This window comes from Streptomyces sp. NPDC048514 (genome assembly GCF_043199955.1).
Lineage (GTDB): Bacteria > Actinomycetota > Actinomycetes > Streptomycetales > Streptomycetaceae > Streptomyces.
In genome coordinates, this window is record NZ_JBICWT010000007.1 from 168,283 (window position 1) to 189,187 (window position 20,905).

The 20,905-nt window shown below is 70.1% G+C and carries 20 protein-coding genes; 18 read left to right on the forward strand and 2 right to left on the reverse strand.

Features of this window, described 5'->3' with window-relative positions; translation table 11 throughout:
- The first annotated feature begins 383 nt into the window (after window positions 1-383).
- On the forward strand, window positions 384-965 hold the full coding sequence (locus ACGFT2_RS17260) for a hypothetical protein (protein WP_393278709.1): 582 nt from the start codon (window positions 384-386) through the stop codon (window positions 963-965).
- Between the two features lie 6 nt (window positions 966-971).
- On the opposite strand, the gene ACGFT2_RS17265 is transcribed toward ACGFT2_RS17260, so the two are convergent.
- Complete coding sequence (locus ACGFT2_RS17265; RefSeq protein ID WP_393278711.1) at window positions 972-1,274, reverse strand: ferredoxin; 303 nt, start codon at window positions 1,272-1,274, stop codon at window positions 972-974.
- Between the two features lie 528 nt (window positions 1,275-1,802).
- Between ACGFT2_RS17265 and arc the strand changes: the two genes are divergently transcribed.
- The 6 genes from arc to prcA all read left to right on the forward strand — a co-directional run bounded on the left by arc (window position 1,803) and on the right by prcA (window position 7,982).
- Window positions 1,803-3,569 (forward strand): proteasome ATPase, encoded by a 1,767-nt coding sequence (gene arc, locus ACGFT2_RS17270; protein WP_393278713.1) that lies wholly within the window; start codon window positions 1,803-1,805, stop codon window positions 3,567-3,569.
- Between the two features lie 233 nt (window positions 3,570-3,802).
- On the forward strand, window positions 3,803-5,314 hold the full coding sequence (gene dop / locus ACGFT2_RS17275; protein ID WP_393278714.1) for a depupylase/deamidase Dop: 1,512 nt from the start codon (window positions 3,803-3,805) through the stop codon (window positions 5,312-5,314).
- A 185-nt stretch (window positions 5,315-5,499) separates the two neighbouring features.
- Window positions 5,500-5,718: a ubiquitin-like protein Pup gene (locus tag ACGFT2_RS17280; RefSeq protein ID WP_161336727.1), complete on the forward strand. Its 219-nt coding sequence runs from the start codon at window positions 5,500-5,502 to the stop codon at window positions 5,716-5,718.
- Between the two features lie 211 nt (window positions 5,719-5,929).
- Window positions 5,930-6,373, forward strand: coding sequence for an endonuclease VII domain-containing protein (locus tag ACGFT2_RS17285; RefSeq protein ID WP_393279206.1), 444 nt, complete (start codon window positions 5,930-5,932; stop codon window positions 6,371-6,373).
- Window positions 6,325-7,170 (forward strand): proteasome subunit beta, encoded by an 846-nt coding sequence (gene prcB, locus ACGFT2_RS17290; protein WP_393278717.1) that lies wholly within the window; start codon window positions 6,325-6,327, stop codon window positions 7,168-7,170. Before ACGFT2_RS17285 ends, prcB begins: the two co-directional genes overlap by 49 nt.
- A gap of 59 nt (window positions 7,171-7,229) precedes the next feature.
- Entirely contained in the window at window positions 7,230-7,982 is a 753-nt protein-coding gene (gene prcA / locus ACGFT2_RS17295; protein ID WP_393278719.1) for a proteasome subunit alpha, read from the forward strand.
- 85 nt (window positions 7,983-8,067) lie between these two features.
- Here the strand turns inward: prcA and ACGFT2_RS17300 are convergent, their stop codons facing one another.
- A complete protein-coding gene (locus ACGFT2_RS17300) occupies window positions 8,068-9,084 on the reverse strand; it encodes a LacI family DNA-binding transcriptional regulator (RefSeq protein ID WP_393278721.1) in 1,017 nt (338 codons plus the stop codon).
- Between the two features lie 246 nt (window positions 9,085-9,330).
- Here ACGFT2_RS17300 and ACGFT2_RS17305 point away from each other — a divergent pair, with 246 nt between their 5' ends.
- The 11 genes from ACGFT2_RS17305 (at window position 9,331) to ACGFT2_RS17355 (ending at window position 20,803) form a co-directional block, all read left to right on the forward strand.
- Entirely contained in the window at window positions 9,331-10,590 is a 1,260-nt protein-coding gene (locus ACGFT2_RS17305; protein WP_393278723.1) for an MFS transporter, read from the forward strand.
- A 9-nt stretch (window positions 10,591-10,599) separates the two neighbouring features.
- On the forward strand, window positions 10,600-11,961 hold the full coding sequence (pafA, locus tag ACGFT2_RS17310) for a Pup--protein ligase (RefSeq protein WP_393278725.1): 1,362 nt from the start codon (window positions 10,600-10,602) through the stop codon (window positions 11,959-11,961).
- Between the two features lie 142 nt (window positions 11,962-12,103).
- Complete coding sequence (locus tag ACGFT2_RS17315; RefSeq protein ID WP_393278727.1) at window positions 12,104-13,102, forward strand: FKBP-type peptidyl-prolyl cis-trans isomerase; 999 nt, start codon at window positions 12,104-12,106, stop codon at window positions 13,100-13,102.
- 88 nt (window positions 13,103-13,190) lie between these two features.
- A complete protein-coding gene (locus tag ACGFT2_RS17320) occupies window positions 13,191-13,571 on the forward strand; it encodes an FKBP-type peptidyl-prolyl cis-trans isomerase (RefSeq protein ID WP_393278729.1) in 381 nt (126 codons plus the stop codon).
- Between the two features lie 160 nt (window positions 13,572-13,731).
- Window positions 13,732-14,685, forward strand: a complete 954-nt coding sequence (locus ACGFT2_RS17325; protein WP_393278731.1) for a helix-turn-helix transcriptional regulator — start codon at window positions 13,732-13,734, stop codon at window positions 14,683-14,685.
- Between the two features lie 14 nt (window positions 14,686-14,699).
- Complete coding sequence (locus ACGFT2_RS17330; RefSeq protein WP_393278733.1) at window positions 14,700-15,740, forward strand: helix-turn-helix transcriptional regulator; 1,041 nt, start codon at window positions 14,700-14,702, stop codon at window positions 15,738-15,740.
- A gap of 57 nt (window positions 15,741-15,797) precedes the next feature.
- Entirely contained in the window at window positions 15,798-16,091 is a 294-nt protein-coding gene (locus ACGFT2_RS17335) for a hypothetical protein (RefSeq protein WP_393278735.1), read from the forward strand.
- Between the two features lie 42 nt (window positions 16,092-16,133).
- Complete coding sequence (locus ACGFT2_RS17340) at window positions 16,134-16,328, forward strand: hypothetical protein (RefSeq protein WP_393278737.1); 195 nt, start codon at window positions 16,134-16,136, stop codon at window positions 16,326-16,328.
- Between the two features lie 245 nt (window positions 16,329-16,573).
- Window positions 16,574-16,858, forward strand: a complete 285-nt coding sequence (gene tatA, locus ACGFT2_RS17345; RefSeq protein WP_393278739.1) for a Sec-independent protein translocase subunit TatA — start codon at window positions 16,574-16,576, stop codon at window positions 16,856-16,858.
- 48 nt (window positions 16,859-16,906) lie between these two features.
- A complete protein-coding gene (gene tatC / locus ACGFT2_RS17350) occupies window positions 16,907-17,851 on the forward strand; it encodes a twin-arginine translocase subunit TatC (RefSeq protein WP_393278741.1) in 945 nt (314 codons plus the stop codon).
- A 99-nt stretch (window positions 17,852-17,950) separates the two neighbouring features.
- Complete coding sequence (locus tag ACGFT2_RS17355) at window positions 17,951-20,803, forward strand: DEAD/DEAH box helicase (RefSeq protein ID WP_393278743.1); 2,853 nt, start codon at window positions 17,951-17,953, stop codon at window positions 20,801-20,803.
- Window positions 20,804-20,905: the final 102 nt, after the last annotated feature.

The following is a 20,905-nucleotide window of genomic DNA, read 5'->3' on the forward strand; positions in this document are numbered from 1 at the left end:
CGTGGCCGAGTTCCCACCGAAGAGTGGGAACTCGGCCACGGCGCTTCCTTCTTGACACGGCACCAGCCCCACACAACCGCCCCCGCCCCACACCCGGTGACGGCCCGCCGCGCGGCCGCCCAGCCCACACCCCTCGGGCGCCTCGCCTCCCGCCACGCGACCCGCGCTGCCGTGCCGCCCGGGAGAACCCCGGACCCGCTACGCGCGCGTGCCGCCTGCGCGGACCCCGGCCCGTCGTACGCGCGCGCCGCCTGCGCGGACCCCGGCCCGTGGTACGGGCGTGCCGCCTGCGAAATCCCGGACCCCGCCGTTCCCCCGCACTGTGAGGTGTGGCACCATGCTGGCCATTCCCACCGGCACAGCCCTCACAGGAGACACTCCTAGTGCAGCACCCCGCCGTTCCGGAGCTGGCCCACACCCAGACCCGGCCCATCCACTGGGTCGCCACGGCCACCGCCGTCGCCGGCGTCGTGGCCCTCTCCTCCGTCGCGCAGCCCGGATCGGCCACGGCCGCCCAGTCCGCAACCGGAACCCGGACCGAGTCCGCCCCCGCCGCCGTCGCGCCGCCCGGCACGACGGGCGTCGACTTCCCACTGGACTGCGGACCCGTCAAAGCGGTCGTCGTGAAGAAGGCCACCGGTGACCTCGACGGCGACGGCAGGCCGGAAACCGTCGCCGTGGTGCACTGCGACGCCCCCATGGGCACCCCACCGGACGGCGTCTACGTCCTCACCCGCTCCGCCGCCGGCGGCAGCCCGCGACTGGTCGCCACCCTCGTGGACCCCAAGGACCGGCTCACCGTCACCGACTTCGCGATACACGCGCGCGCCGTCGACGCGACCCTGCTCGGCTACTCCACGCCCGACGTGCCCAGTTGCTGCCCCGACCTGAAGACCCCGGCCACCTGGCAGTGGAAGGACGGCGCGTTCGTCCGCTCCGGCCAGGCCGGGGCGCACGGCGTCTGACCGGGACTACTCGGCCCCGGGCCCGTACACCTCGGACCCGTCCGAAACCCGGCGCACATGGATGCACTCGCCGGGACACTCCTTCGCCGAGTCCACCACGTCCGTGAGCAGCGGCAGCGGCACCGGCGCAGTCGCCCCCGGATCCTGCAGCAGCACGTCGTCCGCGCCCTTCACATACGCCAGCCCGTCGATGTCCAGCTCGAACACCTCCGGGGCGTACTGGGCGCAGATCCCGTCGCCGGTACACAGGTCCTGGTCGATCCAGACCTCCAGTGCCTCGCCGCCCGGGGCCTCCTGCTGCACGGTCATCTCTCCTGCCGTCGGTTCGCCGTGCGGTCCCGGCGCCGCGAGGGCCAGCCAGGTCCGCGTCGGCGGCTGTTGAACACACCCGACCCTACCCCCGCGCCCCGCACCGGTTCCGGCCGCCTTCGCCCGGCCCCCGGTTTCGCCCGGACCGCCCCGGGTACGAGGGGGCGACCAGGAGAGGGGGCACCCCGGCCCCGGAGGCGACCACTTCGGGCCGGAACCCGCAATGACACCGCGCACCCGTGACATCGCTCTGCGTGATGATCGCACGAGCGCGGTTCGGGCTGCCCGCATACCGGCCCACCGGCTCGGAACGGACAACTCCGGCCAGGACTGGAGGGTTTTGGCCGCACCGCGCACGGAACAAGCTGCTTCCACATCACGTTGAGTGGGTATTCCCTGGGTGCGAGGAAGAGCGCACCGGGTGACCGACGACACACCTTGACAGTCTTTGTGATCTAGGGGTTTCAATCGACACCCACCCAGGTAGGGTCTGGAAGCGTCCAGCTCCCCTTGGAGGAGGTGAGGACCGTGGCAGCCCACGACGACGACATGAACCGCGGCATCCGCCCGGGACGAGGGTCCGACGACCCGGCCGGGCAGATCGCCTACCTTGAGCAGGAGATCGCCGTCCTGCGACGTAAGCTCGCCGACTCTCCGCGACACACGAGGATTCTCGAAGAGCGGATCGTCGAGCTGCAGACGAACCTGGCCGGCGTGTCCGCCCAGAACGAAAGACTGGCCAACACCCTCCGCGAGGCCCGCGACCAGATCGTGGCCCTCAAGGAAGAAGTCGACCGGCTCGCCCAGCCGCCGGCCGGCTTCGGAGTCTTCCTGCAGGCGATCGAGGACGGCACCGCCGACATCTTCACCGGCGGCCGCAAACTCCGGGTGAACGTGAGCCCCAGCGTCGAGCTCGACGAGCTGCGGCGTGGCCAGGAAGTCATGCTCAACGAAGCGCTCAACGTGGTCGAGGCCATGGAGTACGAGCGCGTCGGCGACATCGTCACCCTCAAGGAGATCCTCGAGGACGGCGAGCGCGCCCTCGTACTGGGGCACACCGACGAGGAACGAGTGGTCCGGCTCGCCGAACCGCTCCTGGACGTCACCATCCGCCCCGGCGACGCCCTCCTCCTCGAACCCCGCTCCGGGTACGTCTACGAGGTCGTCCCCAAGAGCGAGGTCGAAGAACTCGTCCTCGAAGAAGTCCCCGACATCGGCTACGAGCAGATCGGCGGCCTCGGCAACCAGATCGAAGCCATCCGCGACGCGGTCGAGCTGCCCTACCTCTACCCGGACCTGTTCCGGGAGCACGAGCTGCGCCCGCCCAAGGGCGTCCTGCTCTACGGCCCCCCCGGCTGCGGCAAGACACTCATCGCCAAGGCCGTCGCGAACTCGCTGGCCAAGAAGGTCGCCGAGGTCACCGGCCAGGCCGCCGGCAAGAGCTTCTTCCTCAACATCAAGGGCCCCGAGCTGCTCAACAAGTACGTCGGCGAGACCGAGCGGCAGATCCGCCTCGTCTTCCAGCGTGCCCGCGAGAAGGCCAGCGAGGGCACCCCGGTCATCGTCTTCTTCGACGAGATGGAGTCCCTCTTCCGCACCCGCGGCTCCGGCGTCAGCTCGGACGTGGAGAACACCATCGTCCCGCAGCTGCTCGCCGAGATCGACGGCGTGGAAGGCCTGCAGAACGTGGTCGTCATCGGCGCCTCGAACCGCGAGGACATGATCGACCCCGCCATCCTGCGCCCCGGCCGACTCGACGTGAAGATCAAGATCGAGCGTCCCGACGCCGAGGCCGCCAAGGACATCTTCGGCAAGTACCTCACCGAACGCCTCCCGCTGCACACCGACGACCTCGGCGAGCACGGCGGCGACAGGACCACCACCGTCCAGAGCATGATCCAGACGGCGGTCGAGCAGATGTACGCCGAGTCCGAGGAGAACCGCTTCCTGGAGGTCACCTACGCCAACGGCGACAAGGAAGTCCTCTACTTCAAGGACTTCAATTCCGGCGCCATGATCGAGAACATCGTCGGACGCGCCAAAAAGATGGCGATCAAGGACTTCCTGGAAAAGACCCAGAAGGGCCTCCGCGTCTCCCACCTCCTCCAGGCCTGCGTGGACGAGTTCAAGGAGAACGAAGACCTGCCCAACACCACCAACCCCGACGACTGGGCCCGCATCTCCGGAAAGAAGGGCGAACGGATCGTGTACATCCGCACCCTCATCACCGGAAAGCAGGGCGCGGACACCGGACGCTCCATCGACACGGTGGCGAACACCGGTCAGTACCTGTAAAAGCAGGGCGGCTGCGGGTGCCCTCACCGGGTACCCGCAGCCCTTGCGTTTTTCAGGCCACGACCGGAGCAGCCAATGACGCAAATGATCTCCCCACCAGCGCAAAGGCGTTCTAGGCTCGTTCCTACCGCCGAGTCGCGCAGTGCGGGGACGGGCACCGCACACGCACCGGAGCGCCAGCGGTACTTGAGCGGCGCCCACGACCGAGGGTGCCGCCGGGCAAGGAGGGCCGCATGACCGTACGGCGAGTAATGGGCATCGAGACGGAGTACGGGATCTCCGTCCCCGGTCACCCCAACGCCAATGCCATGCTCACCTCGTCCCAGATCGTCAACGCCTACGCGGCGGCGATGCACCGGGCCCGCCGGGCCCGCTGGGACTTCGAGGAGGAGAACCCGCTGCGGGACGCGCGAGGCTTCGACCTCGCCCGGGAGGCCGCCGACTCCAGCCAGCTCACCGACGAGGACATCGGCCTCGCCAACGTCATCCTCACCAACGGTGCACGGCTCTACGTCGACCACGCCCACCCCGAATACAGCGCGCCCGAGGTCACCAACCCGCGTGACGCCGTCCTCTGGGACAAGGCCGGCGAACGGATCATGGCCGAGGCCGCCGAACGGGCCGCCCAGCTGCCCGGCGCCCAGCCCATCCACCTCTACAAGAACAACACCGACAACAAGGGCGCCTCCTACGGCACGCACGAGAACTACCTGATGAAGCGGGAGACCCCCTTCTCGGACATCGTGCGCCACCTGACACCCTTCTTCGTCTCCCGCCAGGTCTTCGCCGGCGCCGGCCGCGTCGGCATCGGCCAGGACGGCCACGAACACGGCTTCCAGCTCAGCCAGCGCGCGGACTACTTCGAGGTCGAGGTCGGCCTGGAGACCACCCTCAAGCGGCCCATCATCAACACCCGCGACGAGCCGCACGCCGACGCCGAGAAGTACCGCCGCCTCCACGTGATCATCGGCGACGCGAACCTCTCCGAGATCTCCACCTACCTCAAGCTGGGCACGACCGCCCTGGTCCTTTCCATGATCGAGGACGGCTTCATCGCGGTCGACCTGGCCGTCGACCAGCCCGTGCGCACGCTCCACCAGGTCTCCCACGACCCCGGACTCAAGCGCCTGGTCACCCTGCGCAGCGGCCGCACACTCACCGCGGTCCAGCTGCAGATGGAGTACTACGAACTGGCCCGCAAATACGTCGAGGAGCGGTACGGCGCCGACGCCGACGACCAGACCAAGGACGTCCTCGGCCGGTGGGAGGACACCCTCACCCGGCTGGAGAACGACCCCATGAGCCTCGCCGGCGAACTGGACTGGGTCGCCAAGCGGGAGCTGATGGAGGGCTACCGCCGCCGGGACGACCTCGACTGGGACGCCGCCCGGCTGCACCTCGTAGACCTCCAGTACGCCGACGTACGGGCCGAGAAGGGCCTCTACAACCGCCTGGCGGCCCGCGGACGCATCAAGCGCCTGCTGGACGAGCAGGAGGTCGAGCGGGCCCGCACGAAGCCCCCGGAGGACACCCGGGCATACTTCCGCGGCCGCTGCCTGGAGCAGTACGCGGACGACGTCGCCGCGGCCAGCTGGGACTCGGTCATCTTCGACCTCCCCGGCCGGGATTCGCTGCAGCGCGTTCCAACCCTGGAACCGCTACGCGGAACGCGAAATCACGTCAAGGAACTGCTGGACCGCTGCCGCACCGCGGAAGACCTGGTCAGGGTCCTGTCCGGCAACTGAACGCGATCGGCGGGCGTACCAGCGGGTACTCGAACCGCCCCGGGCGGACAGGGTGGAAATCCCGCCGCCCGGGAATCATCGAGTTGGTCCCCGCAGGTTCTCCGAAACTGCGGGGCCGATGTCGGACCCGGCTTGTAGGGTCTGATCATCACCGATCGGCAGGCGAACTGAGCGGGGTGAGGGTTATGGCGACCAAGGACACCGGCGGCGGCCAGCAGAAGGCGACGCACTCGACCGAACAGGCCGAGGAGCAGACCCAGGACGCACAGGCCTCGGAGGACCTCAAGGAACGGCACGAGAAGCTGTCGGACGACGTGGATTCCGTCCTGGACGAAATCGATGACGTACTCGAGGAGAACGCCGAGGATTTCGTGAGGTCCTTCGTTCAAAAGGGTGGCGAGTAAAGGCGCAGCGGCGCTTTCTCCTTCACATTGAAGGAGTCGGGGGGCAGGAGTGGCCGGCGAGCCGAACGCGAAGCGCTGCGGGAGGTGCGGACGGGACGTGTCCCTCGCGGCATTCGCGCGGGACAGGAACCGGCGTGACGGCCTCCGGGCGCACCGCCGGGAGTGCGTGGCGGACAACAGCGCCGCGCACCACCGGCGGCGCCGGGAGGCCATGGGCAAGCCGGTTCGGGAGAAACCGGAGGTTCCCCCGGCCACAAGCTCTGTCGCACGTGTGGCCAGGTCGAACCGCACATCGAACGGCATCGCGACGCGACCGCTTCCGACGGCCTCTCCACCCGCTGCAAGGCCTTGCCGCGCCACGTGTGCGCGGCAGGACCGTCCGAAGCGTCGGTACGGCATCACCGAGGCCGAGCGTGAGGGGTCGGTGGCCTCTCAAGGTGGCGTCTGCTGCATGGGTCTTGCGGTCCCGGCCACACATGTGGATCACTGCCATGAGACGGGTAGGGTCCGTGGCGTACTGTGCTTCAGCTGCAACGCTGCACTGGGGCAGTTCAAGGATCAGCCCGAGGCCATAAGGCGGGCTGCTGCATACGTGGAAGGAAACGCGTGGAAGCCAACACTCGTAGCACCGGGCGTCTACCAGCTGCCTTCCTGACGCCAGGATCCTCCTCCTTCATGGACTTCCTCTCCGAGCACCAGCCGGAGATGCTGCCCGGGAACCGGCAGCTGCCGCGCACCCAGGGCGTCATCGAGGCGCCGCACGGGACGACGATCGTCGCCGTCACCTTCCCCGGGGGCGTGGTGCTCGCGGGTGACCGCCGGGCGACCATGGGCAACGTCATCGCCCAGCGGGACATCGAGAAGGTGTTCCCGGCGGACGAGTACTCGGCCGTGGGCATCGCCGGCACGGCCGGTCTCGCGGTGGAGATGGTCAAGCTCTTCCAGCTGGAGCTGGAGCACTTCGAGAAGGTCGAGGGTGCCCAGCTGTCGCTGGAGGGCAAGGCGAACCGGCTGTCGACGATGATCCGGTCCAACCTCGGCATGGCGATGCAGGGTCTGGCCGTCGTCCCGCTCTTCGCGGGGTACGACGTCGACCGGGAGAGGGGGCGCATCTTCTCCTACGACGTCACGGGCGGCCGCTCCGAGGAGCACAACTTCGCGTCCACGGGGTCGGGCTCGGTCTTCGCGCGTGGCGCCATGAAGAAGCTGTTCCGTGACGACCTGTCCGAGGAGCAGGCGGCCACACTGGTGGTGCAGGCCCTCTATGACGCGGCCGACGACGACTCGGCGACCGGTGGTCCCGATGTCGCCCGCCGGATCTACCCGATCATCACCGTGATCACCGAGGACGGTTTCCGCCGGCTCACCGAGGAGGAGACGTCCGAGCTGTCCCGTTCGGTGCTCCAGCGGCGCCTCGAGGAGCCCGACGGTCCGAAGGCCGCTCTGCTCTGAGCGTGCGGTTTCTCGTGCAAGGTGATCCAGTGACCATGACAGAAAGGGACGGATAACCGGTGTCGACGCCGTTCTATGTCTCACCTCAGCAGGCCATGGCCGACCGGGCGGAGTACGCCCGCAAGGGCATCGCCCGGGGCCGCAGCCTGGTCGTGCTGCAGTACGCCGACGGCATCGTGTTCGTCGGTGAGAACCCGTCCCGCGCGCTGCACAAGTTCAGCGAGATCTACGACCGGATCGGCTTCGCGGCCGCCGGTAAGTACAACGAGTACGAGAATCTGCGCATCGGCGGTGTGCGCTACGCCGACCTGCGTGGTTACACCTACGACCGGGATGACGTCACCGCGCGCGGTCTGGCGAACGTCTACGCCCAGACCCTCGGCACGATCTTCTCCTCCGCGGCCGAGAAGCCGTACGAGGTGGAGCTGGTGGTGGCCGAGGTGGGGGAGACCCCGGAGGGCGACCAGATCTACCGGCTGCCGCACGACGGGTCGATCGTGGACGAGCACGGTTCGGTCGCGGTGGGTGGCAACGCCGAGCAGATCAGCAGCTTCCTGGACCAGCAGCACCGGGACGGCATGAGTCTGGCGGAGGCGCTGAAGCTGGCCGTGCAGGCGCTGTCCCGGGACACCAACGGCAGTGAGCGGGAGATCCCCGCCGAGCGGCTGGAGGTGGCGGTGCTGGACCGTACGCGTCCGCAGAAGCGCAAGTTCAAGCGCATCGTCGGCCGTCAGTTGTCCCGTCTGCTGGCGGCGGAGGGTGCGGCGACCGAGGCGGAGAGCTCCGAGGAGGAGGGCTCCGAGGAGGAGTAGTCCGCCCGCTCGTTCCCGTGTGCGTGTGCCCCGGCCGGTGCTTCCGGCCGGGGCACACGCACGTTCGGGTGGGCTGGGGAGGGCGTCATGCGGTCCGTGGTGGCGCCGTGGAGCCTCGGACGACGAGGTGGACGGGGATGTCCGCGCGTTCGGGCCGGCGGTGCTCCAGGACGGCGAGGAGGGCTTGCATGCCGCGTTCGCCGAAGAGTTCGGCGTCGAGTCGCACGGTGGTGAGTTCGGGGTCGAGGGCGGTGGCGAGGGCGAGGTCGTCCAGGCCGGTGACGGAGACGTCGTCGGGGATGCGCAGGCCGAGGCGGCGCAGGGCCTTGTAGGCGCCGGCGGCGAGTTTGTCGTCGTCGCAGATCACGGCGGTCGGGCGGGGGCCGGGGGTGGTGAAGGCGGCTTCGGTGGCGGCGAGGGAGCCGTCGATCGAGATCGGGGCGGGGGCGGTGGTGATCCGGGTGCCCGGTACGGCGGCCATGCGGGCCGCGAGTTCGCGTGCGCGGACTTCGAAGGTCCAGGAGGGTACGTCCGCGGCGAGGTGGAGGACGTGGCGGTGGCCGAGGCCGAGGAGGTGGTCGGCGACCTGGCGGACGCCGTCGGCGATGTCCAGGTTGACGGTGGCGGCGCCGAGGCTGCCGTCGGGGTCGCTGTCGAGCATGACGAGGGGCAGCTGGTCTCCGCGGATGGCGGTGAGGGCGTCGGCGGCCATGGAGGAGGCGATGACGCCGTCCAGGGCGGCTTGTGCGGAGGCGAAGGGGTCGCGGGCGGGGCCGACGCCTTCGGGGGAGGGGTAGAGGACGACGCCGAAGCCGTGTTCGGCGGCCACGCGGGCGGCGCCGGTGTAGACGCCGGCGAAGAACTCCGTGGTCAGGGCGGGGACGACGAGGAGGACGGTGCGGGTGTGGCCGAGGCGGAGGTTGCGGGCGGCGAGGTTGGGGCGGTAGCCGAGGTCGCGGGCGGCTTCGCGGACGCGTTCGGCGGTGGCCGCGGAGACGCGGCCGCGCCATTTGTCGCCCAGGACGAGGGAGACGGCGGCCTGGGAGACTCCGGCCGCCTGGGCGACGTCACGGCTGGTCGGGCGCGTGTTGCTGGGTGCCACCGTGGGCGTGCTCCTCTTCGGTGGTCGTTCGCCTGCGGGGGTGCGGGCCGGTGCCGGGGCCGCGGTCGTGCTCAAGCCGGTGGGGCCTCGGCGCGCTCGCGTCCCGGTGCCGGTTCCGGCGAGCCCTCGGCTCACTCCCGGTCGTCTGGACGTGTGAACAGCGCACATGGTACGTATGGGAGAAGACGTTATACGTAAAACTCCGGGCCGTCGAGACGCCCGGGGCGGGTCGCGGGAGGGCGGCAGATGGCCACGGGATATCTGGAGATCCTGCGGGCGCGGCACGCGACGCGGCTGCTCACCGGCACGCTGGTGGGCCGGCTGCCCAACGCGACCGCGGCGATCGCGCTGGTGCTGTTCGTGCGCGCCGAGGGCGGTACCTACAGCCTGGCGGGCGCGCTGGCGGCCGTCTACGGCGTCGCCAACGCCGTCGGCCAGCCGGTGCTGGGCCGGCTGGTGGACCTGCACGGGCAGCCGCGGGTGCAGCTGCCGGCGGCGGTCCTCGCGGCGCTGGCCATGTCCGTCTTCGCGGTGTCCGGCACCGATCCGCTGCCGCTCGCCTATGCGGCCGTGGCGGCGGCCGGCCTGTTCGCCCCGCCGCTGGAGGGCGGTCTGCGGGCGTTGTGGCCGTCGGTGCTGCGCCGCGAGGAGCAGGTGCACACGGCGTACGCCATGGACGCGGTCGCGCAGGAGATCATGTTCACGGTCGGGCCGCTGCTGGTGACGCTGTGCGCGTCCCTGTGGGACGAGCGTGCCGCCCTGCTGGTGCTGAACCTGCTGGGGGTGCTGGGCGCGCTGTCGGTGGTCCTCTCGCCGCCCTCGCGTGCGTGGCGCTCGGCCCCGCGCGAGGCACACTGGCTGGGTGCCCTGCGTTCGCCGGGCCTGGTGGCGCTGCTCGCGGCCTTCCTGTTCGTCGGGATCGCGCTGGGTTCCATCACGGTCGCCTCGGTGTCGTACGCCGACGGGCACGGCGGTGACGCGGTCTACGGCTGGCTGATGGCCGGGCTGGGGCTGGGTGCGCTGGCCGGTGGCACCGTGTACGGGGCGCGGCGGTGGGCCGGTGTGCCCGAGCGGCGACTGCGTGTGCTGGTGGCACTCCTGGCGGTGTGTTACCTGCCGCTGATGCTGATGCCGGGCGCGGTCACCATGGTGTTGCTGAGTGTGGTCTCCGGGGTGTTCCTGGCGCCGTGCATCGCCTGTGCGTTCATCATCGTGGACCGGCACGCGCCGGTGGGGACGGTCACCGAGGCGTTCTCGTGGCTCGTGACGACGTTCACCGTGGGTGCCTCGGTGGGAACGGGCCTGGCGGGGCCGGTGGTCCAGGCCGGTGGCGCACTGTGGGGTTTCGCGCTGCCGGGTGCGGCGGGGGCCGTGTCCCTGCTGGTCCTGCTGGGTACCGGAAGGGTCCTCGCAGCTCCCGCGCGGGGCGCGGTCGTTGCGGCTTCATCGGAAACTGATCCAAATCGAGCTGCCGAACCCCGTTTCAGCTCAGGGGATCGGGCGTAATGTTCAGTCATGGACCGCCGCATTTTCGGGCTGGAGAACGAGTACGGCGTCACGTGCACGTTCAGGGGACAGCGCCGCCTGTCTCCTGACGAGGTGGCGCGGTACCTCTTCCGCCGTGTCGTGTCATGGGGCCGCAGCAGCAATGTCTTTCTGCGAAACGGCGCCCGGCTCTATCTCGACGTGGGCTCACATCCGGAATACGCGACACCCGAATGTGACAACGTGACCGAGTTGGTCACCCACGACAAGGCCGGCGAGCGCATTCTCGAAGGACTCCTGGTGGACGCGGAACGACGCCTGCACGAGGAGGGAATCGCGGGCGACGTCTACCTCTTCAAGAACAACACCGATTCGGCGGGCAACTCCTACGGCTGCCACGAGAACTATCTGGTGGCGCGGCACGGGGAGTTCTCCCGGCTCGCGGACATCCTCATTCCCTTCCTGGTGACCAGGCAGCTGCTGTGCGGCGCGGGCAAAGTGCTGCAGACGCCGCGCGGGGCGGTGTACTGCGTCAGCCAGCGTGCGGAGCACATCTGGGAGGGCGTCTCCTCGGCGACGACGCGTTCGAGGCCCATCATCAACACCCGGGACGAGCCGCACGCGGACGCCGAGCGCTACCGCCGGCTGCACGTCATCGTCGGCGACTCGAACATGTCGGAGACGACGATGCTGCTGAAGGTCGGTGCCACCGACCTGGTGCTGCGCATGATCGAGGCGGGCACGGTGATGCGTGACCTGACGCTGGAGAACCCGATCCGGGCGATCCGCGAGGTCAGCCACGACATCACGGGCCGGCGCAAGGTGCGTCTGGCCAGTGGCCGGGAGGCGTCGGCGCTGGAGGTGCAGCGCGAGTACTTCGACAAGGCCGTGGACTTCTGCGACCGCCGGGGGATCCGTACGGGGACGGTCGCGCAGGTCCTGGAGCTGTGGGGCCGCACGCTCGAGGCGATCGAGAACGAGGAGCTGGACCGGATCGCCACCGAGATCGACTGGGTCATGAAGTACAAGCTCATCGAGCGGTACCGGGCCAAGCACAACATGACGATGTCGCATCCGCGGGTCGCGCAGATAGACCTCGCCTACCACGACATCCACCGTCGTCGTGGCCTGTACTACCTGCTGGAGAAGAAGGGGCAAGCCGCCCGGATCTGCAACGACTTGAAGATCTTCGAGGGCAAGTCGGTTCCCCCGCAGACCACTCGCGCCCGGCTGCGCGGCGACTTCATCCGGCGGGCCCAGGAGCAGCGCCGGGACTTCACGGTCGACTGGGTGCATCTGAAGCTCAACGACCAGGCGCAGCGCACCGTGTTGTGCAAGGACCCGTTCCGTTCGGTGGACGACCGGGTGGAGAAGCTGATCGCCGGAATGTAGCGACATGTGCCGAGTCAAGCGTTCGGGCACCGAAACGCCGGAACGCCACACGGGCGCCGTACGTTTCCCGTACGGCGCCCGACTCACGCCGTAGAGTTGCGCGCACGCCATCCACAAGATCGACCGATTACGAGGCTCTTCCGTGCGCCGACGCTCACTTCTCCTCGCCGCTCTTCCCGCAGGTCTGGTCACCGTCGCCGGATGCGGCGACGACAAGTCCGCTTCCAGCAAGGCCAGCGCATCGTCGTCGCCGTCGAGTGCGCCGCCGCCGAAGATCGTGGACGGGCCGCTGCCGGCGGTCACGGCGGGTGTGAAGTTCGGTGAGAAGCCGACCATCGCCAAGGGGCCGGGGGAGCCGTCGAAGAACCTCGCGGTGAAGACGCTGATCGCGGGCAGTGGCCGGCCGGTCGCGGAGAACGAGTTCGTCGAGGCGAACTACCTGGGCCAGATCTGGAGCACGGGCAAGGTCTTCGACAACTCCTACGACCGTGGGCGGCCGCTGCTCATGCAGCTCGCGCAGGGCACCATCATCGACGGCTGGCGGTACGCGCTGGCGGGCAAGAAGATCGGCAGCCGGATCGAGATCGCCGTGCCGCCCGCCTACGGCTACGGCAAGTCGGGTCAGCCGCAGGCGGGTATCAAGGGCACCGACACGCTGGTGTTCGTGATCGACCTGGTCGAGTCCTTCAACTCCAAGAGTTCCGCCCAGGGCAAGCCGGTCGCGCAGAACGACGCCGCCCTGCCGAAGGTGGGCACGAACACCGACGGCAAGGTGCCGAAGGTCACCGTGCCGAAGACCTCCCCGCCGTCGAAGCTCGTGTCGGCCTATGTCCTGGAGGGTGACGGCGCGCCGGTGAAGGCCGACCAGACGGTGCTGTGCCAGTTCCAGGGCCTGGTCTGGGACGGCGGCAAGACGTTCCAGCAGACCTATGACTCGGGTCGGCTCAGCCAGTTCTCGGTCGAGCAGATGGAGCAGACGGTCAAGGGTCTGGCGCAGGGCCTGACCGGCAAGAAGGTCGGCAGCCGCGTCCTGATCGTGGTGCCGCCCGAGCTGGGCTACGGCGACAACCCGCCGAGCGGCGGGGTCATCAAGAAGGGCGCGACCCTGGTGTTCACGGTGGACATCCTGGCGGCGATGTAGGGCGCTGGCGCGCCCGTGGCGGGCGGGAGAGCCGCCGGGATGAAAGACTGTGCGCGTTTCGTGTCGTACACAAGCAGGAGCTTTTGACGTGAGCATCGAGAAGCCCGAGATCGACTTCCCGGGCGGCGAGCCCCCGGCTGACCTCGAGATCAAGGACATCTGGGAGGGCGACGGCGAGGAGGCCAAGGCCGGCGACTTCGTCAAGGTCCACTACGTGGGCGTCGCGTTCTCCACCGGCGAGGAGTTCGACGCCTCCTGGAACCGCGGCAGCGCGCTGGACTTCCAGCTCGGTGTCGGCCAGGTCATCGCGGGCTGGGACAAGGGTGTGCAGGGCATGAAGGTCGGCGGCCGCCGCCAGCTGGTCATCCCGGCGCGCCTCGCCTACGGCGACCGTGGCGCCGGTGCCCGTATCGCCCCGGGCGAGACGCTGATCTTCGTCTGTGACCTGGTGGGCGTGACCAAGCGCTGACCGGATCCGGTCGGAAGAGGGCCCGTGCCGTGTGCACGGGCCCTCTTCGCCGTCCTCCGCCGACCGGGCGGGACCGCCTTCCCGGCTCCGGCTTTGTCCCGCCGCTCGGGAGCGGTACGGTCATCGGTCGGAAGCACCATAGGGAAGGCGAAGGGCGTCGATGGCCATTGCCAAGGCCGAGCGGCTGATGAACCTCGCGCTGTGTCTGCTCGGGACGCGGCGGCCGCTCAGCAAGCGCGAGCTGCGCGAGTCCGTCGAGGCCTACCTCGAAGCCGGGAGTGACGACTCCTTCAACCGGATGTTCGAGCGGGACAAGGACGACCTGCGCGAGCTGGGTCTGGTGATCGAGACCGTGGAGAACCTCGACGGTGAGATCGGCTACCTCGCCCGCCGTGACAGCAACCGGCTGCCGGCCATCACCCTGGACGCCGAGGAGGCCGCCGCCCTGGGGCTGGCGGCCAAGGTCTGGCAGCAGGCCCGGCTGGCCGGCGCGGCCAGCGGTGCCCTGCAGAAGCTGCGCGCCGCGGGCCTGCCCGAGGACGTCGACCCGTACGGGGCGCACGGTGCTCTGGAGCCGCGCATCCCGGTGCACGAGGCGGCCTTCGAGCCGCTGATGCTGGCCTGCCGCGACCGCCGGCCGGTCCTCTTCGACTACCGCAAGGCGTCGGCGGCCCGTCCCGAGCCCCGGCACGTCGAGCCGTGGGCGCTGGAGTGCTGGCGCGGTCACTGGTACCTGGCCGGGTTCGACCGCGACCGGGGGGCCGAGCGCGTGTTCCGGCTGTCCCGGATCACCGGCAGGGTCCGTTCCCGGGGTACGGGTTTCACCGCGCCCGTGCCGGATGTCGTCACGGTGCGGGAGACCGTTGCGAGCTGGGCCGGTGAGATCGCCGACCGGTCGGCGCTGATCCGGCTGCGCTCCGGCGCCGGCTACCCCCTTCGGGCGAAGGCCGTCAAGGTCCGGGAACTCGGTGACGGCTGGGACGAGTTGGAGATTCCGTACGGGCACGGTCTGGACGCCTGGCTGGTGGAGTTCGGCCCGGACGTGGTGGTGCTCGAGCCGGCCGAGCTGCGCGCGGACGTGGTGGACCGGCTGCGTGCCGTGGCCAAGGGCTGAGGGGGAGCAGGACTGTGGCAGGCAAACCGGCCAGGCCCGTGAACGCCATCGACCAGACGCGGCGGATGCTGTCGCTGGTGACCTACCTCCGGGAGCGTCCCGGCGCCCGGATCGCGGATGTCGCGCGCGCCTTCGGCATCACCGAGGACGAGCTGGTCGGCGACCTCGATCTGCTGCCCATGTGCGGAACCAGCTTCCGGGGCGGCGATCTGCTGGACATCGACACCGACGGTGAGCGCATCTGGTGGCACAACCCGGCCGCGCTCGGCGAGGACGCGGCCGAACCGCTCCGGCTGGCCGCCGACGAGGCGACCGCGCTGCTGGTGGCGGCCCGCGCGGTGGCCACCCTGCCGGGCCTGCGGGAGGGGGACCGCCAGGCCCTGCTGCGGGCCACCGCCAAGGTGGAGACGGCGGCCGGTGAGGCGGCCGGCGCCAGTGCCCGCCTGTCGGTCACGTTCGAGTCCGAGGGCGGGGTCTTCGCCGACGTCGACCGGGCGATCTCCGAGCGCCGCCGGCTGTGGATCCGGTACTACTCGCCGGCCCGTGACGAGGTCACCGAGCGCGAGATCGACCCGATCCGCCTGGTCAGCGTCGGTCACACCTATGTCGAGGCCTGGTGCCGCCGCAGCGAGGCCCGGCGTACGTTCCGGCTCGACCGGGTCGCGGAGATCAGGATCCTCGACGAGCCGTCCGCGCCGCCCGAGATGGAGCTGCGCGACCTGTCCGAGGCCCTGGTGCAGCCGGCCGCCGAGGATCCCGAGGTCGTCGTCGAGGTGGGGCCCGGCGGCCGCTGGGTCGCCGAGTACTACCCGCACGACAGCGCCGATGAGCTTCCCGGCGGCGGGCTGCGTATCACCCTGCGTACGCCGGATCCGGCCTCGCTGCGCCGGCTGGCGCTGCGGCTCGGCCGTGACGGCAGGATCGTCTCCCCGCCCGAGCTGGCCGACAGCGCCCGCCGGGCGGCCCGCGAGGCCCTGTCGGCGTACGACGCGCCGCCGGGGGCGGAGCGGGCGGTCGCCGTGGGGCCGGGCGAGGGGCACGAAGGGCGCGAGTGAGCCGCGCCGGCTGCGGCGCGGCGAGGGCGGACGTTCGGAAAGCGAGGGGCGAGGGCTTTGAGCGAGTCTTTGGTGTCCGGTGCGGGAGAGATGACGGTGGCGGCCGCCTTCGCGGGGATGCGGAGAGTGGTTCCCGTGGTGTTCCGGGCCGGCTGCCCGGACTGCCGGGGCCGCTTCGAGCTCGGCGCGAGCGCCCTGCGCCTGGCCATCGGCGCCACCAGCCGTACGACGTTCTACTCCTTCACCTGCCCCGAGTGCGGCGCCGCGGTCCGCAAGCCGGCCGGTGAGCGCATCGTCGAGCTGCTCACCGGTGGCGGGGTGCGGACGCTGCGGCTGCACTCCACGGCGTAGCCGGCTGCGGCGCGCGGCGCGGGACGGTCTAGGCTCGGCGCCATGTTCTGGCCGATGTTCGCGGTAGCCGTGGGTTTCCTGGGTCTCGCCGTGCTGGGGGTGCTCGCCGTCCGGGTCTTCCTCGAGGCGCGCCGTCTCGGGCTGCAGGTCGCGGAATCCGGGCGCCGTATCAGCAGGGCGGCCGACGATCTGGAGCGGGCGGCCGTGAGCGCGGCCCGTTCGGCGGACGCCCTCTGAGCGTGGCGCGTACGTCCTGTGCGTACCGGTGCGGGTGCGCCGTCGGTCACTTCGCCCTGTCACCTCACCCACCCGGCCAGGTACGCTGCTGGTCGCGGCCCGGGACGAGGCGCGGTCCGCAGAGCAGGAGTACGCCCAGGGATTGTTCCGCGTTCATCCCCAGGCGTTACGATCGCTGCCAGCATGACGTTCGGACGAATGTCCGACCTGTCGGACGTGCCCGCCTCGATGAGAAGGTGAATTTTATGTTCCGCAATGGACTTGAGCCGTGGCACCTGCTGCTCCTCGTTGTGGTGATCGTCCTCGTGTTCGGCTCCAAGAAGCTTCCGGACATGGCGCGCTCGCTCGGCAAGTCCGCCCGCATCCTGAAGAGCGAGGCGAAGGCGATGAAGGACGACGGCAAGCAGCCCGCAGGCACCGCCCAGTCCACCGAGGAGCCCGCTCCGGCTCAGCGCACGATCCAGGCCTCTCCCGGCGACGTGACCAGCGCTCGTCCGGTCAACGAGCCGACGGACACGACCCAGCGCTGAGGCGAGGGCCGGGGGCATCCGGTCCGCTGCACGAGATGAGGATGTGGGTTGCTCAAGTCTGCCCGCAAGAAGGAGAGTGATCCCGAGGGGCGGATGCCGCTCGCGGATCACTTGCGTGAGCTGCGCAACCGGCTCGCGAAGGGTGTTCTCGCGATCCTGGTCGTCACGATCGTCGCGGCTTTCTTCTACCGAGACATCATCGATTTCATCACCCAGCCGGTGCTCGACGAGATCGGCTGTCACCAGTCCTTCGGGGAGCTGGCCAAGTCCAAGAACGTCCACTGCGCGCATCTCACCGTCAGTGGCCTGCTGGCGCCGTTCACCCTTGCCCTGAAGGTCGCGCTGATGGCCGGCGTGGTGCTCGCGTCGCCGGTCTGGCTCTACCAGCTGTGGGCCTTCGTCGCGCCGGGGCTGCACGGCAACGAGAAGAAGTACGCCTACGCCTTCGTCGCCTTCGGCTTCCCGCTGTTCCTCGGTGGCGGCTACCTCGCGTTCAACGTGCTGCCCACCACGGCGAAGTTCATGATCGACCTGACGCCCAGTGGTGCCGAGAACCTGCTGCCGCTGGACGACCTGCTGGACCTGGTCACCCGCATGGTGGTCGTCTTCGGCCTCGCGTTCGAGATGCCGTTGCTGCTGGTCATGCTGAACCTCACCGGTGTGCTGTCCGGCCGGCGCATGGCGGGCTGGTGGCGCGGCATGGTCGTCGGCATCACCGCCTTCGCGGCCGTGGCGACGCCGAGCCCCGATCCGATGACGATGCTGGCGCTGGCGGCGCCGATCTGGGCGCTCTACTTCATCGCCGTGGCCATCGCCGTGCTCAACGACCGGCGCCGGGCCCGCCGCGAGGCCACGGGCCCCGGTGACGACGAGGCGTCGGAGCTGGACCTCACGCCCGGGGACATCGGCGAGATCGAACCCGTTCCGGCCGCGCGTGCGCTACCGGAGCAGACGCGCACGGACCGGGTCAACGGCTACGACGACGTGACCTGATCCCGCGCCGATCCGCTGCCGCGTGCTGCCCTCGTCCCCCTCGGGACGAGGGCATGCGTGTTCTCTCGCTCCGTCCACGTTCCGTGCACGTTCCGGATAATGATCGTCCTGTTGTCGGTGTGGCCCGGTACGCTCGAAAGCACGATGACAGAGGACCTCTCACCGGCCGAGCGGTACGCGGCGGCCCGCAGGCGGGCAGCCGAGCAGGCCACCGCGCTCGCGTCCTTCCGCGAGATGTACGACTTCGGCCTCGACCCCTTCCAGATCGAGGCCTGCAAGGCACTCGAGGCCGGCAAGGGCGTGCTCGTGGCCGCCCCCACCGGTTCGGGCAAGACGATCGTGGGCGAGTTCGCCGTCCACCTCGCCCTCGCGCAGGGCAAGAAGTGTTTCTACACGACCCCCATCAAGGCGCTGTCGAACCAGAAGTACGCCGACCTGTGCCGCCGCTACGGCGCGGACAAGGTCGGGCTGCTCACCGGCGACAACAGCGTGAACTCGGACGCCCCGGTGGTCGTGATGACCACCGAGGTCCTGCGGAACATGCTGTACGCCGGCTCGCAGACCCTCCTCGGCCTCGGCCATGTGGTCATGGACGAGGTGCACTACCTCTCCGACCGCTTCCGCGGCGCGGTCTGGGAGGAAGTGATCATCCACCTGCCCGAGTCGGTGACGCTGGTGTCGCTGTCGGCGACCGTGTCCAACGCCGAGGAGTTCGGTGACTGGCTGGACACGGTCCGCGGCGACACCGAGGTGATCGTCTCCGAGCACCGGCCCGTGCCGCTGTTCCAGCACGTGCTCGCCGGGCGACGGATGTACGACCTGTTCGAGGAGGGCGAGGGCCACAAGAAGGCCGTCAACCCCGATCTCGCCCGGCTGGCCCGCATGGAGGCCACCCGGCCGTCGTACCAGGACCGGCGGCGCGGCCGGGCGATGCGCGAGGCCGACCGGGAGCGGGAGCGCAGGCAGCGCTCGCGCGTGTGGACGCCGGGCCGGCCGGAGGTCATCGAGCGGCTCGACGCCGAGGGGCTGCTGCCCGCCATCACCTTCATCTTCAGCCGCGCCGGCTGCGAGGCCGCCGTCCAGCAGTGCCTGTACGCGGGCCTGAGGCTCAACGACGAGGAGGCGCGGGAGGAGGTCCGGGCCCTGGTCGAGGAGCGCACCGCCTCCATCCCGACGGAGGATCTGCACGTCCTCGGCTACTACGAGTGGCTGGAGGGCCTGGAGCGGGGCATCGCCGCCCACCACGCCGGCATGCTGCCGACCTTCAAGGAGGTCGTCGAGGAGCTGTTCGTGCGCGGCCTGGTCAAGGCCGTGTTCGCGACCGAGACCCTCGCGCTCGGCATCAACATGCCCGCCCGTTCGGTGGTGCTGGAGAAGCTCGTCAAGTGGAACGGCGAGCAGCACGCCGACATCACGCCGGGCGAGTACACGCAGCTGACGGGCCGGGCCGGCCGGCGGGGCATCGACGTCGAGGGCCACGCCGTCGTGCTGTGGCAGCGCGGTATGAGCCCCGAGCACCTGGCCGGTCTCGCGGGCACGCGCACCTATCCGCTGCGCTCCAGCTTCAAGCCGTCGTACAACATGGCGGTCAACCTGGTCGAGCAGTTCGGCCGGCACCGCTCCCGCGAGCTGCTGGAGACCTCGTTCGCGCAGTTCCAGGCGGACAAGTCGGTCGTCGGGATCTCGCGCCAGGTGCAGCGCAACGAGGAGGGCCTGGAGGGCTACAAGGCCTCCATGACCTGCCACCTCGGCGACTTCGAGGAGTATGCGCGGCTGCGCCGCGAGCTGAAGGACCGCGAGACCGACCTGGCCCGGCAGGGCGCGAACGAGCGGCGAGCCGAGGCCGCCGTAGCGCTGGAGAAGCTGAAGCCGGGGGACGTCATCCACGTGCCGACGGGCAAGTACGCGGGGCTCGCGCTGGTCCTCGACCCCGGCATCCCGGCCGGCCGGTCCAACGGCCACCGCGGCCTCGACCATCACGACGGCCCGCGCCCACTGGTGCTGACCGCCGAACGGCAGGTCAAGCGGCTGGCGTCCATGGACTTCCCGGTGCCGGTGGAGCCGCTGGACCGGATGCGGATCCCGAAGAACTTCAACCCGCGTTCGCCGCAGTCCCGCCGGGACCTCGCCTCGGCGCTGCGCACCAAGGCCGGGCACATTCCTCCGGAGCGGGCGCGCAAGAAGCGGTCGCAGGCCGCGGACGACCGCGAGATCGCCCGGCTGCGCACCGCGATCCGGGCGCATCCGTGCCACGGGTGCGACGACCGTGAGGACCATGCCCGTTGGGCCGAGCGCTATCACCGGCTGCTGCGTGACACCTCCCAGCTGGAGCGCAGGATCGAGGGCCGCACGAACACCATCGCGCGGACGTTCGACCGGATCGTGGCGCTGCTGACCGAGATGGACTACCTGCGCGGTGACGAGGTCACCGAGCACGGCAAGCGGCTCGCCCGGCTCTACGGCGAACTCGACCTGCTGGCCAGCGAATGCCTGCGCGAGGGCGTCTGGGAGGGCCTCACCCCCGCCGAACTGGCCGGCTGCGTCTCGGCCCTGGTGTACGAGTCCCGGGTCGGTGACGACGCCATGGCGCCCAAGCTGCCCTCGGGCAAGGCGAAGGCCGCGCTCGGTGAGATGGTCCGGATCTGGGGCCGGCTCGATGCTCTGGAAGAGGACTTCCGGATCAACCAGACCGAGGGGGTCGGCCAGCGGGAGCCGGATCTCGGGTTCGCCTGGTCCGCGTACATGTGGGCTTCCGGGAAGGGCCTCGACGAGGTGCTGCGCGAGGCGGAGATGCCCGCGGGCGACTTCGTGCGCTGGTGCAAGCAGGTGATCGACGTGCTGGGGCAGATCTCGGCGGCGGCCCCGATCGAGGGGTCGACCGTGGCGAAGACCGCGCGCAAGGCCGTGGATCAGCTGCTGCGGGGTGTCGTCGCCTACTCGTCCGTGGGCTGACCGTCCTCAGGCGGGGCGCGGGCGCGTGGCGGATCCGCGGCGCGCCCCGCAACCCGCGTGTACCGCCGGGGAGTTCACCCGCGTCGTGATCGGCGCGGTGCG